Source organism: Lysobacter sp. CA196 (genome assembly GCF_052078695.1).
GTDB lineage: Bacteria > Pseudomonadota > Gammaproteobacteria > Xanthomonadales > Xanthomonadaceae > Lysobacter.
This window is the reverse complement of record NZ_JBQJIN010000047.1, coordinates 1-14,789: the sequence shown is the minus strand read 5'-3', so window position 1 is coordinate 14,789 and position 14,789 is coordinate 1. Positions and strand designations below refer to the sequence as shown.

The 14,789-nt window shown below is 67.4% G+C and carries 10 protein-coding genes and 1 other RNA gene; 3 read left to right on the top strand and 8 right to left on the bottom strand.

Features of this window, described 5'->3' with window-relative positions; translation table 11 throughout:
* The first annotated feature begins 551 nt into the window (after window positions 1–551).
* Window positions 552–2,384: an ABC transporter ATP-binding protein gene (locus ACTOWK_RS23010; protein WP_441332407.1), complete on the top strand. Its 1,833-nt coding sequence runs from the start codon at window positions 552–554 to the stop codon at window positions 2,382–2,384.
* A gap of 287 nt (window positions 2,385–2,671) precedes the next feature.
* On the opposite strand, the gene ACTOWK_RS23005 is transcribed toward ACTOWK_RS23010, so the two are convergent.
* The 8 genes from ACTOWK_RS23005 to ACTOWK_RS22970 all read right to left on the bottom strand — a co-directional run bounded on the left by ACTOWK_RS23005 (window position 2,672) and on the right by ACTOWK_RS22970 (window position 12,232).
* Entirely contained in the window at window positions 2,672–4,174 is a 1,503-nt protein-coding gene (locus ACTOWK_RS23005) for a DNA polymerase Y family protein (protein ID WP_441332405.1), read from the bottom strand.
* Window positions 4,175–4,309: 135 nt separating this feature from the next.
* Complete coding sequence (gene rpiA, locus ACTOWK_RS23000; protein ID WP_441332404.1) at window positions 4,310–4,972, bottom strand: ribose-5-phosphate isomerase RpiA; 663 nt, start codon at window positions 4,970–4,972, stop codon at window positions 4,310–4,312.
* Window positions 4,973–5,185: 213 nt separating this feature from the next.
* Window positions 5,186–5,656, bottom strand: coding sequence for an EVE domain-containing protein (locus ACTOWK_RS22995; protein WP_441332403.1), 471 nt, complete (start codon window positions 5,654–5,656; stop codon window positions 5,186–5,188).
* A 14-nt stretch (window positions 5,657–5,670) separates the two neighbouring features.
* A complete protein-coding gene (locus tag ACTOWK_RS22990) occupies window positions 5,671–6,264 on the bottom strand; it encodes a 5-formyltetrahydrofolate cyclo-ligase (protein ID WP_441332402.1) in 594 nt (197 codons plus the stop codon).
* Between the two features lie 98 nt (window positions 6,265–6,362).
* A non-coding RNA gene (gene ssrS / locus ACTOWK_RS22985) (6S RNA) lies at window positions 6,363–6,549 on the bottom strand.
* A gap of 275 nt (window positions 6,550–6,824) precedes the next feature.
* Complete coding sequence (locus ACTOWK_RS22980; RefSeq protein ID WP_441332401.1) at window positions 6,825–7,130, bottom strand: cell division protein ZapA; 306 nt, start codon at window positions 7,128–7,130, stop codon at window positions 6,825–6,827.
* Between the two features lie 10 nt (window positions 7,131–7,140).
* Entirely contained in the window at window positions 7,141–7,362 is a 222-nt protein-coding gene (locus ACTOWK_RS22975; protein ID WP_031373971.1) for a TIGR02449 family protein, read from the bottom strand.
* 289 nt (window positions 7,363–7,651) lie between these two features.
* Window positions 7,652–12,232 carry an EAL domain-containing protein gene (locus ACTOWK_RS22970; RefSeq protein ID WP_441332400.1) on the bottom strand — a complete coding sequence of 1,527 codons (4,581 nt, stop codon included), beginning with the start codon at window positions 12,230–12,232 and terminating at the stop codon, window positions 7,652–7,654.
* 179 nt (window positions 12,233–12,411) lie between these two features.
* Here ACTOWK_RS22970 and ACTOWK_RS22965 point away from each other — a divergent pair, with 179 nt between their 5' ends.
* Window positions 12,412–12,951 carry a UPF0149 family protein gene (locus ACTOWK_RS22965; RefSeq protein WP_441332406.1) on the top strand — a complete coding sequence of 180 codons (540 nt, stop codon included), beginning with the start codon at window positions 12,412–12,414 and terminating at the stop codon, window positions 12,949–12,951.
* A gap of 1 nt (window position 12,952) precedes the next feature.
* The gene (locus ACTOWK_RS22960) at window positions 12,953–14,275 is read left to right on the top strand and encodes an aminopeptidase P N-terminal domain-containing protein (protein WP_441332399.1); all 1,323 of its coding nucleotides are present in this window, start codon (window positions 12,953–12,955) and stop codon (window positions 14,273–14,275) included.
* Window positions 14,276–14,789: the final 514 nt, after the last annotated feature.

The window sequence follows — 14,789 nt, the reverse complement described above, 5'->3', positions numbered from 1 at the left end:
TTTGTGACTACAACGCCGAGATACCCCACGACAGCCTGGGCGGTTTAACGCCCAACGAGTTTCGGATCCAAAACGACCCGGCGACCTCTAGTTTTGTGTGGCACTGATTTATGGTGGGTCGACAACTTGATGGCCCAGGTTTGCGAACGGCGTACACCGACTTTGGGCGGATGTCGCCGGCAACCTAAGCGCGTTAGACTCGAGCCGGGTCACCCATCAGCGATCCGCGCGTCGAGCCACACGTGCCCGGCGACGCCTCGGGATCGCAAGGAGAAGCACGATGAAGTTCACCATCACCGGCAAAGTCCGCCGCTAAGTCGGCGCTTGCGGTAGCGGGCGATGCCCGCGCCGCCTCCGGCTGAACGACCGCCGTTCCGGGCCAGCCTGGCCTTGGATCGCACGCGCTCGTCCGCCGCCTAACTCCCGTCATCCGATTCGGCGTCGTACGCGCCGTTCGTCCTCGCGTCTTCGTTTCCGCGCCTGTTCCGGCGACGGCACCGCAACGCGCACGGGAGTCTTTCCAAGTTCAGACAAGGCTAGATGCCATGATGATTTTTCGTTGGTTCGAATCGTTGATCGACCCGTTCCGGCCGGCGCCGGACACCATGCCGCCGAGCACCGTCACAGGTTTTTATCGGCATTTCATAAAACAAGCCTGGCCGGTGTTCGCGGTGTTGACGGTGGTCGGTTTCCTGGTCGCGATCGTCGAGGTCGCGATGTTCGACTACCTCGGCCGCGTCATCGACCTGGTCAACACCACGCCGAGCAAGGAGCTGTTCGCGCAGCACGGCGGCGAGCTGTTGTGGATGGCCGTGGTGATGCTGTTGGCGCGGCCGTTGTTCCTCGGCCTGCACGATTTGCTGCTCAACCAGACCGTGCATCCCAGCATGACCAATCTGGTGCGTTGGCAGACCCACCGCTACATGCTCAAGCAGAGCCTGAGCTTCTTCCAGAACGACTTCGCCGGCCGCGTCGCCAACCGGATCATGCAGACCGGTCCGTCCCTGCGCGAGTCCACGACCCAGGCCTTCGATGCGATCTGGTACGTGATCGTGTACTCGGCGTCGGCGATCTACCTGTTCGCGCAGGCGGACGTTTGGCTGGTGTTGCCGTTGGCTGTGTGGATCGTGGCCTACATCGGCCTGCTGCGTTACTTCGTGCCCCGGGTGAAGCTGCGTTCGTGGCGGGCCTCGGATGCGCGTTCCAAGTTGATGGGCCGCATCGTCGACGGCTACTCGAACATCGCCACGCTCAAGCTGTTCGCGCACTCGCGGCGCGAAGAGGAATACGTGGCCGAAGCGATGATCGAGCAGACCCAACGCTCGCGCGACATGACTCGCATGACCACGCTGATGGGCGTGAGCATCACTACGCTCAACGGTCTGTTGATCGTCGGCACCACCGGTTTGGCCCTATGGCTGTGGCATCGCGGAGCGATCACGGTCGGCGCGATCGCCTTGGCGACCGGGCTGGTGATCCGCATCCACAACATGTCGGGCTGGATCATGTGGACGATCAACGGCATCTTCGAGGACATCGGCACGGTGCAGGACGGCATCGAGACGATCTCGCGGCCGTTGACCGTGGTCGACCGCCCGGAGGCCAAAGCGCTGCAGGTCGACGAAGGCTGCGTGCGTTTCGAGAACGTGCACTTCCATTACGGCCAGAACAGCGGTCTGATCGCCGACCTGGACCTGACGGTAAAGCCCGGCGAGAAGATAGGCCTGGTAGGACCGTCGGGTGCGGGCAAGTCGACGCTGATGAACATCCTGCTGCGCCTATACGACCTCGAAGGCGGCCGCATCCAGATCGACGGCCAGGACATCGCTGGCGTGACCCAGGAAAGCCTGCGTTCGCAGATCGGCGTGGTCACTCAGGACACCTCGCTGCTGCATCGTTCGATTCGCGACAACCTGCTGTACGGACGTCCGGATGCGAGCGAAGCGGCGATGGCCGAGGCCGCGCGTCAGGCGCGTGCCGACGAGTTCATTCCGCGCCTGGTCGATGGCGAGGGGCGGGCCGGTTATGAAGCCTTGGTCGGCGAACGCGGCGTCAAGCTGTCGGGCGGTCAACGGCAACGGATCGCGATCGCGCGCGTACTGCTCAAGAACGCGCCGATCCTGATCCTCGATGAGGCGACTTCGGCGCTGGATTCCGAGGCCGAAGCGGCGATCCAGGACAGCCTGGACAGCTTGATGACCGGCAAGACGGTGATCGCGATCGCCCATCGCCTGTCGACGATCGCGCGCATGGATCGGCTGGTGGTGATGGACAAGGGCCACATCATCGAGACCGGTACCCATGAGGAGTTGATCGCCCGCGACGGTCTGTATGCGCGCTTGTGGAAGCGACAGACCGGCGGGTTCGTCGCGGTCGATGCCTGAAGCGCGGGAGGGGTTGGGGCATCATCCCAACCCCTCGACGGCGAGAGTTTGTTCGTTCTCGGGAACTCGGTGGCGACTAACCTCGCTCCTGCAATGAGGCGGCGTCGTTCCATCTGTAGGAGCGCCGTAAGTCGCGACACACGATACCGGGATCTGCATCCGATTCAGGCCGACGAAGTCCGGGTAAATCGGAGACAGCATCGCCGGCAAGGGGGTGTGGCTTACGGCGCTGCAGGTGGCGTTGAGCTATCTGGGCCGCGAGCCGGTATGCCACAGCCGTTGAGGTGTCAGAACAGCGAGCCGGTAGTGCCCCGTCCGTCGTCGTCGCTCTTCTCGCGTTGCTTGCGGCCCCAGCCGCCGACGCCGGAGGAGCGGTGCATCGGCGACGGGCCCGGTGGGGGCAAAGGCTTGCCTGGGTTTTCGCGCGCTTCGCGATGAGCATGCTCGGCCATCACGTTGAACTCGCGCAGCCGTCGCAACCACAGTTCGTTCATGCTCGGATCGGGGACCAGAGCCGAGGCGCCGAGGTCGGCCTCGGCGGCTTCTTCCGGAATATGGCTGAAGGGGATGCGCATCGGCGCGGCGCCTTGCGCGAGTGCGTCCTGCATCGCGCCGAAATACAGACGGTTGTTGCCGTAGCGTTGATTGACCTGGTCGAGCACGCGGGTCAGCGCCTGTTGGCGCCCGCGCTCGACGAACAGCGAGCCGCTGTCGGCGGCGTTGGGCTGCAGGTCGATCAAGGACACCGCGACCGACAGAGGCGGAAAGCGTTTCACGTTCCAACGCCCGCTGGCGGCGCCGCGCATCAGCGGCTGCAGCGCGTCGGCCATGAGTTGCAGCAGGGTTGGGGTGTCGTCGAGCGCGGCGAACGACAGATTGCGGCTGAAGCGTTGTTCCTTGCCGGCGAAACGCACGTGCAGGCTCATCCCGCGCGCCTGGCAACGCTCGCCGCGCATCCGCATCGCCGCCTTGGCGAGCAGTTTGAACAACACCGAGCGCATGCTTTCGGCGCTGCGCATTTGCGGGTCGAGCACGTGCGAATGACCGACCGAACCGACTGCCTTGCGTTGCCGCGACGTCGGTTCGATGCCGCGCAGCTGCGCCCAGAAACGTTCGCCCTCGACCCCGCCCCAGACCGCGCGCAGATGTTCGCGCGGCGCCGCAGTGAGTCGCTCGACCGTGTCGATGCCGGCATCGCGCAGGCGCTGCAGCATCGAGGGGCCGATCCCGCACAGATCCTGCAGTTCCAGCCGATGCAGCGCCTGCGGCAGATCGCCGAGTTCGACCACGGTCAGGCCGTCGACCTTCTGCATGTCGGAGGCGGTCTTGGCCAGGAAGGTGTTCGGGGCGATGCCGATCGAGCAGCGGATCGCCGGCGCGAGCCCGCGATCGATCAGGGTCTGCTTGATCCGGTGGGCGATCGCGATGGCGTTGTCGCGCTGGCGCTCGCGGCCGATCAGGCGGCAAGCGACTTCGTCGATCGACAGCGGTTCGCCGTCGATCGGAATGCAGTCCTGGATCGCTGCGATCAAGCGGTGATGCAGATCGACGTAACGCGCCGGACGCGCCTCGACGATGGCGATGTCTGGGCAGCGCGCCATCGCTTCGTGCACTGGCGTGCCGGTCTTGATGCCGTGGACCTTGGCTTCGCGGCTGGCGGCGATGCAGCAAGTGGTGGCCGCCAGCACCGGCACCACGCCGACCGGACGGCCACGCAACTCCTCGTGGTCGAATTGTTCGACCGAGGCGAAGTAGGAATTGAAGTCGACGAACAGGCAGCGCAGGGTCATGGCGGCGGGCCGGCATGGGGGCGGTATTGCGCCGCGCGAGCAGCCGCCCGGGTGTGCCGGGCGGGTGAAGCGGACGACCTGCCGATTCTGGCGGCAGGCCGTCTCGTCTGCTGAGAGACGTTCTAGATCAGTGACTTAAAGGACGATCGGCGGCTCGCCGCCGACGATGACGACGTCGGCCGGACGGCGCGCGAACAGGCCGACGCTGACCACGCCGGGGATCTGGTTGATCGCCGATTCCATCGCCACCGGGTCGGTGATCGCCAGGCCGTGGATGTCGAGGATGAGGTTGCCGTTGTCGGTGACCACGCCGGCGCCGTTGGCGTCCTGGCGCCACACCGGCTGGCCGCGGGTCATCGCCAGGATCTCGCGTGCGACCAGGCTGCGCGCCATCGGCACGACCTCGACCGGCAGCGGGAAGCGACCGAGCACGTCGACGCGCTTGGCCGGGTCGACGATGCAGACGAACTTCGCGCTGGCCTCGGCGATGATTTTTTCGCGAGTGAGCGCGGCGCCGCCTCCCTTGATCAGGCGCTTGTGCGGATCGCATTCGTCGGCGCCGTCGACGTACAGCGACAACGGGCCGGTGGCATTGAGGTCGAGCACCTCGATGCCGAGCGCACGCAAGCGTGCGGTGCTCTGTTCGGAACTCGACACCGCGCCCTTGATGCGCTCTTTGTGCCGGCCCAGGGCCTCGATGAAAAAGGCGACGGTGGAACCGGTGCCTACGCCGACGATCATGCCGTCTTCGATGTAGTCGATGGCTTTTTCGCCGGCCAGGCGTTTTGCTTCGGTCATGGGCTCAAGGGCTTGTGGTTTGCTGTTCGGGGACTCGGGACTCGGGACTCGGGACTCGGGACTCGAGGATCTAATCTGGAGAAGCGATAGTCTGGACGATTTGACCGTCATGATCCGAACCATCGCGAAGTTATGAATGAGTTGCGGGCGTAGCCATGCCGGCACAGGCTTTGCGAGTCCCGAGTCCCGAGTCCCGAGTCCCGAGTCCCGGCCTCACTCCATCGACAGCAACACCTTCCACTGCGCCGCCGTCACCGGCAGCACCGAGAGGCGGTTGCCGCGGCGGGTCAGGGCGAAGTCCTCGCCGAGCTCGTCGGCGCGGGCCTTGATCTCGTCGAGCGGGATCACCCGATCGAACTTGCGCTCGAAGGCGACGTCGACGAGCAGCCAACGCGGGTCTTCGCGCGAGCTCTTGCCGTCGTAGTAATCGGACTTGGCGTCGAACTGGGTCGGGTCCGGATAGGCTTCGCTGGCGATCGTGGCGAGGCCGGCGATGCCGGGCACGGCAGTGTTGGAGTGATAGAACAACACGCCATCGCCGACCTTCATGCCGTCGCGCATGAAATTGCGCGCCTGGTAGTTGCGTACGCCGTTCCACGGTTCGGTGCGGACGCGTTGCAGATCTTCGATGGAAAACGTGTCCGGTTCGGACTTCATCAGCCAGTAGCGGCGGCGTGCGGTCATGCGGTGCTCAACGGTCAGACGAACAGGGGGGAACGGCAATCCAGAGTCTGGACTTCCGTACAAACCGCATCGAGAGCGACGTCCCAATCGGCGTTGTCGAGCGCATCGATGCGTTGCAGTTCGAACGCGGCGCCGGCCAGCCACGGTGGGGCCGGGCTGCGTTGGCGGAACGCGAAGCTGCGATCGTACCAGCCACCTCCCATGCCGAGCCGGTGGCCGCGCGGGTCGAAGCCGACCAGCGGCAGCACCACCAGACTCATCTGTTCAGGCTCGAGCAGCGAGCTGGGGCTGACGTCGGGTTCGGGTATGCCGAAGCGATTGCCGACCAGGGCGTCGCCCGGGCGCCAGGGGGCGAAGCGCAGGCGCTGGTCTTCGTGCAGCACCGGCAGGCAGTACACGCAGCCCGGCGGCAGGCGCAGCTGCCAGACGTGCAGGGCGATCTCGCCGTCCATGGCCCAATAACCGGCGACATAGCCGGTGGCGGGCGCGAACGGCAGCGCCAGCAGGCGGGCGGCCAGGGATTCGGCGGCGGCGATGCGCGCGGGGGCGGCGAGATTGCGGCGTTGCGCGCGCAGTTCGCGGCGCAGCGTCGTACGGTCAACCGTCATTCGGCGCGGGGTCCTGGGGGAAAACGGAAGCGCGGGCGCTCCGGACAAGGCAACGGGCGCGAATCACTTCCGTGACCTCGCGCCCGTTCCGGGATGAGTAGTCCTCCGCCAATGTCGATGCGTGCGAAACGACCTTGAACCCGGGGTTCAAGTGGGAACGCTTGGAGATCTTCGGGCTTCCCGCTGCGAGGCGGACTTGCACTCCAGATTCCCGTTGCGCCCCCGCGGTCGTAATTAAGGGACAAGGCGAATGTTTGCGCACGCCGTCGAGCACAGCAGAGGACGTACGCGAAGTATAGCGCGCGCACCGCCTGCAGCGTGCCCGCTCGTCGGCGACGCTGCGTTGCGGTTCATGCGCTTGAACGATCCGCGAGCGCGGATGAACGGGGCCGGATGCGACAACGGCGGTCTTATGCAAAGCCTGTTGCGACGGCGGCCACAGTAATCGCACTTAATGCGACCTTGTTGCCTACGCAGTCGAGTGCGAACCGTTGGCGGCAACGGGCGCTGACGGCGAACCGCCCAGAGTCAGCAGATCATTGGATCAACAGATCGGTGAATCAGCGGATCGCGGCGTCGAACAGGCTGTCGAGCTTGCGATGCAGTTCGTCGAGGGTGCGCGAGAGTTCGCGGTCGCGATGATCGCCGTCGCCGCGCAGTTGCTGCAATTCGTGGGCGAAATTGAGCGCGGCGAGCACGGCGACGCGGTCGAGCGCGGCCATGCGGTTGCTGCCGCGGATCTCGCGCATCTTGCTGTCGAGCATGCGCGCGGCGGCGAGCAGGTCGTCGCGTTCGGACGGCTCGCAGCCCACCGTGTACTCGCGGTCGAGCAGGCGGATGCTGACGGCTTCGCTGGTCGTGCTCATCGGTTCGGATTCACGTGTGCTGCTCCAGCGACTTCAGTCGCGCGATCATGGCCTCGACGCGGGTGCGGGCCTGCTCGTTCTTGGCCAGCAGCGCCGAGCGCTCGCCGACCAATTGTTCCTGCTGTTGACGCAGGCTGCGGTTCTCTTCGCTGAGACGACGCACGCGATCGCCGAGTTCGTCGACGCGGGTCAGCAGCGACTGCAATTCGGTGATGAGTTCGGTGCGATCCATCCCGGCACGATGGCAGGCCGGGGCGGGGGCGGTCAAGGCGCTGCCGGGAATCGGGACTCGGGACTCGGGACTCGGTCAGGCATCGTCGGGTCGATGGCGGCTTTGGGGCGGCGCGAGGGCGGGCCGGAGTAACGGAATGGCGGGGGCGATGCGACGCGGTCGCGGCCGTGCCGCCACTACCCCCGATGGCCAGGAAGCCCGCCCCTGCTCTCCTGACACCCAATTCCCGAATCCCGAATCCCGAATCCCGAGTCCCGAGTCCCGAGTCCCGAGTCCCGACCCCAGGCGGTCAACGCGCCGCGCGCACGCTCAGCGGCGGCTGCCATTGCTGGATGAACGCCAGGCAGTCGTCGGCTTCGAGCGGCCGGGCCAGCCAGTAGCCCTGGATCTCGTCGCAACCGTGGGCCAGCAGGAATTCCATCTGCTCTTCCAACTCGACGCCCTCGGCGACCACGTTCAGGCCCAGCGAGTGGGCCATGGTGATGACCGTGCTGGTGATCGCCTCGTCGTCGGGGTCGCGGGTCAGGTCGCCGATGAATTCCTTGTCGATCTTCAGGGTGTTGATCGGCAGGCGCTTGAGGTAGGCGAGCGAGGAGTAGCCGGTGCCGAAGTCGTCGACCGCCAGGGCCACGCCGAGTTCGCGCAGGGCTTGCATGGTGTTGGAGGTATGCGCGGCATTGGCCATGATCACGCTTTCGGTCAATTCCAGCTCCAGCCGCCACGGCGGGATGCCGCTTTCGCTGAGGGCGCGCGCGACCATCTTGGGCAGATCGCCGCGCAACAGCTGGATCGCCGAGACGTTGACCGAGATCGACAACTGGTCGAGCCCTTGCAGGCGCCACTGGCGCAGGCGGCTGCAGGCCTCGCGCATCGCCCATTCGCCGATCTCGAGGATCAAACCGCTTTCCTCGGCCAGCGGGATGAACTGCGAGGGCGGGATGTTGCCGTACTCGGCGCTGTTCCAACGCAGCAGGGCCTCGACCCCGGTGATGCGCGCTTCCGGCAGCGACAGACGCGGCTGGAACACCAGGCGCAGCTCGTTGCGGTCCAGCACCTTGCGCAGCGCCGCCGAGATCGTCGCGCGTTGGCGGATCTCGATGTCCATCGCCTCGGTGTAGCGCATGAAGGTGCGCCGGCCGGCGGCCTTGGCCTGGTACATCGCGGTGTCGGCGTGCTTGAGCAGGTCGGTCGGGACCTGGGCGTGGTCGGGGTAGAGGCTGATGCCGATCGACGGCGAGATCGCCACATCGTGGCGTTCGTCGAAATCCAGCGGCGCCTCGAAGGCCTTGATCAGGCGCCGGGCGACGTCCTCGGCCTGTTCCGGCGTCTCCAGGTTTTCCAGCACGACGGTGAATTCGTCGCCGCCCAGGCGCGCGACGGTGTGCTCGGCGCCGACGGTTTCCTGCAGGCGCACCGCGGCGGCGCGTAGGATGCGGTCGCCGGCGGCATGGCCGAGCGAGTCGTTGATGTCCTTGAAGCGGTCCAGGTCGAGGAACAGCAGCGCGATGCGATGGCCGTGGCGGCGCGCCCGCACGATCGCCCGCGACAGCCGCTCCGACAACAGGGTGCGGTTGGGCAGGCTGGTCAGGGTGTCGTAGTTGGCCAGGTAGCGCAGTTCCTGCTCGGCGCGCTTCTGGTCGGTGATGTCGGTCAGCACCGCGACGTAGTGGCCGCGCTGGCCGCTGCTGTCGAGCACGATGCTGGCCTGCAGCCAGCACAGGAATTCGTTGCCGTCCTTGCGCTGCTGCCAGATCTCGCCGGACCAGCGGCCGCTGCGCTGCAACTCGTCGCGCATGTCGCTGTAGAACTCGGGGTCGTGCTGGCGGCTGTCGAGCAGGCCGGTGGTCTGGCCGATGACTTCGTTCTCGGGGTAGCCGGTCATGCGCGAGAACGCCGGGTTGATCGAGACGAACACGAAGTCGCGGTCGAACACCGCGACCGCTTCGGCCATCGAGCGCAGCACTTCGCTGGAAATGCGCCGTTCGCGTTCGGCGCTGCGCACCGCGGTGACGTCGCGGCCGGTGCCGGCGACGCGCACCGGCTGGCCTTCGGCATCGCGTTCGACGACCCGGCCGCGGGCGCGCACCCAGCCCCATTCGCCCTTCGGCGTGCGCATGCGATGTTCGGACAGGAACAGCGCGGCGTCGCCCTTGAGGTGCTTGCGCAGCAGCTCGGTGACCCGGCCGAGGTCGTCGGGATGGATTTCGTGGTCGTCGGCGATGTCGGCCTGCACGCCGATCTCCGGCGATTGCGGGTTGTGGTCGTCGACCCGCATGCGGTGCAGCTCGCGCCGCTTCAGGTCGTAATCCCAGAACTGCTCGCCGGATGCCCACAGCGCCAGCTTGAGGCGTTCTTCGCGTTCGCGGATCTGGGCGAAGTAGCCGCGTTCGCGCTGGCGGGCGACGTGCCAGCGCCAGCCGAAGCTCAAGGCCAGGCCGAGCGCGGCCAGGGCCGCCAGGGCGATCGCCAGCGGATGCCGCCACAGCGGCGGTTCGACCTTGACCGGGATGCGCAGCTCCTGGGTGTTCCAGACGCCGTCGCGGTTGGTCGATTGGGCGCGGAACACGTAACGGCCGGGCGGCAGGCGGGTGTAGGTGATGTCCTGGCGCGGGCCGTTGTCGATCCAGTCGCGGTCGAAACCGTCCATGCGGTAGCGATAGCGGATGCCGCTGTTGGGGCCGAAGTCGAGCGCGCCGATGCGCAGGCGCAGGATGCCGGCGCCGTTGGGAATCTCCAGCCGCGTGGATTGCCACAAAGTGCTCGAACCGGCGCTGGTGTCGGAACCGATCCAGGCCCCGAGCAGGCGCACCGGCGGGGTGTAGCGCGAGTCGGCGATGCGTGCCGGGTCGAACACGTTGAGGCCGCGCACGCCGCCGAAGGCGATGCGGCCGTCGGCCAGGATGTCGACCGCGCCGGCGTTGAATTCCAGGTCCTGCAAGCCGTCGGCCAGGCCGTAGCGGCGGACCAGCGAAGCGCCGCTGTCGAAGCGCAGGATGCCGGCGTCGGTGCCGAGCCAGAGGCGGCCGGCGGGGCGTTCGGCGATCGAGAACACCACCGGCACCGGATGGTCGCCGAGCACCTCGGCCAGCGGGTGGTCGAAGCGGATGCGGCCGTCGCCGTGTTCGACCACCCGGCTCAGGCCGGCCTGGGTGCCGACCCAGATCGAGCCGTCGGCGGACTGGTGCACGGCGCGGACGAAATTGCCCGGCAGGCTGTCGGCCTCGTCGGTGGCATGGCGGTAGTGGCGCAGGTAGCCGGTGGCCGGGTCGAGCAGGTCGAGGCCGTCGCCGGTGCCGAACCAGACCCGGCCCTTGGTGTCTTCGAGCACGGCATTGACGCGCGGATGGCTCAGGCCCTTGGAATCGCCTTCGCGGTAGGCGTAGCGGACCAGGGCGCCGGTCTCGGGCAGGTAGTGCAGGGCGCCGAGGTCGTCGCTGCCGAGCCACAGGCTGCCGTCGCGGGCAAAGGCCAGCGAGCGCAGGGCGACGTCGCGGTAACCGCGCAGGTCGATGCTCTCGACCCGGCGGGTGGCCGGGTCCAGGCGCAGCAGACCCTGGCCGGTGGCGAGCCAAAGCCGGGTCGGAGGCAGCGAGGCCGGCGGGTTCGGGTTGTCGGCCTCGGGGCAGGGTTCGCGGGCGATCGCGGCGATGCGGCGGGCACCGGCGTTGGCCGGCAGCAGCGCGGTCATGTCCTGGAAACGGTCGGCGGCCAGGTCGTAACGGCGCAGGTGGCCGTTGTCGGTGCCGATCCAGATCGCGCCGAGGTCGTCCTGGGCCAGGCTGCGGATGCTGGCGTCGGAGGCGCCGGCGCCGGTGCGGTCCTCGTCGAGGTCGAGGACGTAGCTGAAACGGGTGCCGCGCGGGTCGGCGACGGCGACGCCGCGATACTGGCCGCCGGCCCAGAGCAGGCCGCCGTGGTCGATCATCAGCGCTTCGATCGTGTCCTCGGGCAGGGTCGCCTCGACGCCGGGCTCGGCGTGCACGCGCTGGGTGTGGCCGGTTTCGGGGTCGTGGCGGTACAGGCCGTTGCCGAAGCCGGAAATCCAGATCCGCTGGTCCGGCGCCTCGATCAGGGCGCGCGCATCGCGCAGCGTCGCCAGCGCTTCGTCCTCGACCTTGACCAGGATGCCGGTGTGGCCGTCGAGCCGGTACAGGCCGTCGACGCCGCCGGCCCAGAGCCGGCCGCGCCGGTCGATCAACACGCTGCGCAGCACCTGGGCGGCGCCGATGCGTTCGATCTTGCCGCTCGGCAGGATCCGGTACAGACCGGCCGCGCTGGCGAACCAGGCGGTGCCGTCGCGGGCGAGGGCGAGTTCCTGCCAGGGCGATTGCCGGCTCAGTTCGCCCGGCAGGGCCAGCAGCAGCTCGCGCGCGCCGCTGCGCGGGTCCATGCGCTCCAGGCCGGCCAGGGTGCCGATCAGCAGCGAGTCGCGCCACGGCAGCAGCGAGACGATCTGGCGCCCGGCCTGCGAGTCCGGCGGTTCGTAACGATGGATCGCGCCGCTGGCCAGGTCGAGCCGGGCCAGGTATTCGGAATGGGTACCGATCCAGATCGCGCGCTGGCCGTCGAGGGCGAGCGCGGTGACGTAGCTGTCGGGCAGGCTGGCCGGATCGCGCGGGTCGTGGCGATAAGGCACGTAGCGCTGGCCGTCGTAGCGATGCAAGCCGCCCTGGGTGCCGACCCAGATGAAGCCGTGCGCGTCCTGGGTGAAGGCGGTGACCGAGTTCTGGCTGAGCCCGAGCTCACTGCCCAGGCGCGAGAAATAGAAGTCGCGCGTGGCCGCATCGGCACGCTGGGTCAGCGCCGCCATGCACAGGAGCAAGGCGATCAGACCGGCAGTCAGCAGGGCGACAGGGGAAGAGGAACGCACGGACACCGTGGCGTGAAGCGCAACAGCCCGCAGTTTAGGCAGGCGCCCGTTGCGGCAACAAGCACTACGGACTCGAATCGCCAGACAGGACAGGATCCTGCGGGTTTCTTCACGCCGCCCGCATTCGCCCGGCATTGCTAAACTGCGGCAACCCTCACGACTTGATGCCTGTGGCCGCGATCGAACTGCCCCTGTTGTCCGATGTCGACGCCGAGAGCCGCACGCTCTCGCTCGGCGCTTCCGCTTCCGAACTGCACGGCGCCTTGTGCGGCTGGCTCGCCGGCGGCGGCGCCTCGGTGCGCGACTGGCCGGCGCGCGTGCTGGCCGACCCGGCCATCGCGACGCCGGCCGAGAACGGCGCGCTCGATCGCCTGCGCGGCGCCAGCGCCTCGCAGCTCGGCGACCGCAGCTTCGGCTTCGACCTGCTGCTGCCCGACAGCGAAGCGCCGCTGTCCGAGCGTAGCGGCGCCTTGTTCGACTGGTGCCGCGGTTTCCTCGCCGGTTTCGGCCTCGCCGCCGGCGAGGCTTCCTCGCTGTCGGAGGAAAGCCGCGAAGCGCTCGGCGATCTGGCGCGCCTGGCCGCGGCCTCGCCGCAGGACGACGGCGACGAGGACGACGAAGAAGCCTTGACCGAGATCGAGGAGTTCGTGCGCATCGTCGCGTTGTTGTTGCACGGCGACGTGGCGATGGCGGCGCAGCACCGGCATCGGTTGAACTGAGATGAACGCGGCGCTGACGATGCCGGCCAAGGCCTATGTGCGCCGGCGCAAGCAGTTGATGGCGATGGCCGGCGACGAGGCGATCGTGATCGTGCCGTCGGCCAACGAGCACATCCGCAGTCGCGATACGCATTATCCGTTCCGCCAGGACTCCGACCTCAGCTACCTGACCGGTTTCCCCGAGCCCGAGTCGGTGTTGGTATTGGTGCCGGGCCGGCGCCATGGCGAGACCCTGCTGTTCTGCCGCGAGCGCGACCGCGAACGCGAAGCCTGGGACGGCCCGCGCTACGGCCCGGAAGGCGCGGTCGAGGCGTTCGGGCTCGACGACGCCTATCCGATCACCGACCTCGACGACATCCTGCCGGGGTTGCTGGAAGGCCGCTCGCGCGTCTACTACCACTTCGGCCGCGACGCCGAGTTCGACCTCAAGCTGATCGGCTGGCTCAACCGGGTGCGCGCGATGGTGCGCCAGGGCGCCCAGCCGCCGCACGAGTTCCTCGAGCTGGGCCATCTGCTCGACGAGTTGCGTTTGTTCAAGGATCGCGACGAGGTGCGCTTCATGCAGCGTGCCGCCGACATCAGCGTGCTCGCCCACGAAGCGGCGATGCGCTCGGCGCGTCCCGGCATGCGCGAATACGAGCTGCAGGCCGAAATCGAATGCGTGTTTCGCCGCCACGATGCCGAGCCGGCCTACGGCAGCATCGTCGGCGCCGGCAGCAATGCCTGCGTGCTGCACTATCGCGCCAACAGCGCGGCCTCGTCCGACGGCGACCTGGTCTTGATCGACGCCGGCGCCGAGTACCGCGGTTACGCCGCCGACATCACCCGCACGTTTCCGGTCAACGGCCGTTTCACCGCGCCGCAACGCGCGCTGCACGACCTGGTCGGCGCCGCCCAGGCCGCGGCCCTGGCCCAGGCGCGCCCCGGCGTCGCCTACGAGGCGGGACATCTGGCCGCGGTCGAGACCCTGACCGAAGGCCTGCTGCGGCTCGGCCTGCTCAAGGGCAAGCTGGAAAAGAACCTCGCCGAAGGCCACTACAAGCGCTTCTATCGGCACAAGACCGGGCATTGGCTGGGCATGGATGTGCACGACGTCGGCGAGTACCGCTTCGACGGCGAGTCGCGCCTGCTCGAACCGGGCATGGTCTTCACCATCGAGCCCGGCTTGTACGTGTCGCCCGACGACAGCAGCGTCGACCCGAAATGGCGCGGCATCGGCATCCGCACCGAAGACGACGTGCTGATTACCAAAGACGACCACCAGGTGCTGACCGACCGGCTCGCGCGCAGCGCCGACGAGATCGAGGCCTTGATGGCGCGGTGAGCGCTGTCGCCACCACGAATCTATCCCTGTAGGAGCGACGTGAGTCGCGACAAGGGACGCGCAGAGATGACGTGGCCATCGTCATTCGTCGAAGCGGCGCTCGCTCGCCAGGGTAGGAGCGGCGCGAGCCGCGACCGCCATGTCCCAATGTCGCGTCGTGTTCGGGTGTGTTCCTGTAGGAGCGACGTGAGTCGCGACCGCGACCTATCAATCTCGCGCTGACGGCGGCCGTAGCCCGTCAGGGTAGGAGCGGCGCAAGCCGCGACCGCGCTGCAATGGTCTTGCGGCGCGACGCTCATGCAAGATCTAGATCTAGATCAAACGCCAAAAGCTTCCGCCACTAAAGCGGCGGGTTACTTTCTTTTGTCTAAAGCAACAAAAGAAAGCTAATGCGGAGTCAATATCCAAGTGCATCACCCCGAAGCGTTTTTCAGTCGCTCATAAAGCACCTCAGCCGGCGAGCGCCAATCCAAGGTTTTGCGGGGACGATTGTTCATCTCCCAGGCCACCTTGC

Coding starts and splice junctions, on each gene's coding strand:
- ACTOWK_RS22980 (WP_441332401.1), bottom strand. CDS start 7,130: ATGAGCACGACCAGCGAAGCCGTCAGCATCCGCCTGCTCGACCGCGAG.
- ACTOWK_RS22995 (WP_441332403.1), bottom strand. CDS start 5,656: ATGACCGCACGCCGCCGCTACTGGCTGATGAAGTCCGAACCGGACACG.
- ACTOWK_RS22960 (WP_441332399.1), top strand. CDS start 12,953: ATGAACGCGGCGCTGACGATGCCGGCCAAGGCCTATGTGCGCCGGCGC.
- ACTOWK_RS22975 (WP_031373971.1), bottom strand. CDS start 7,362: ATGGATCGCACCGAACTCATCACCGAATTGCAGTCGCTGCTGACCCGC.
- ACTOWK_RS23005 (WP_441332405.1), bottom strand. CDS start 4,174: ATGACCCTGCGCTGCCTGTTCGTCGACTTCAATTCCTACTTCGCCTCG.
- rpiA (WP_441332404.1), bottom strand. CDS start 4,972: ATGACCGAAGCAAAACGCCTGGCCGGCGAAAAAGCCATCGACTACATC.
- ACTOWK_RS22990 (WP_441332402.1), bottom strand. CDS start 6,264: ATGACGGTTGACCGTACGACGCTGCGCCGCGAACTGCGCGCGCAACGC.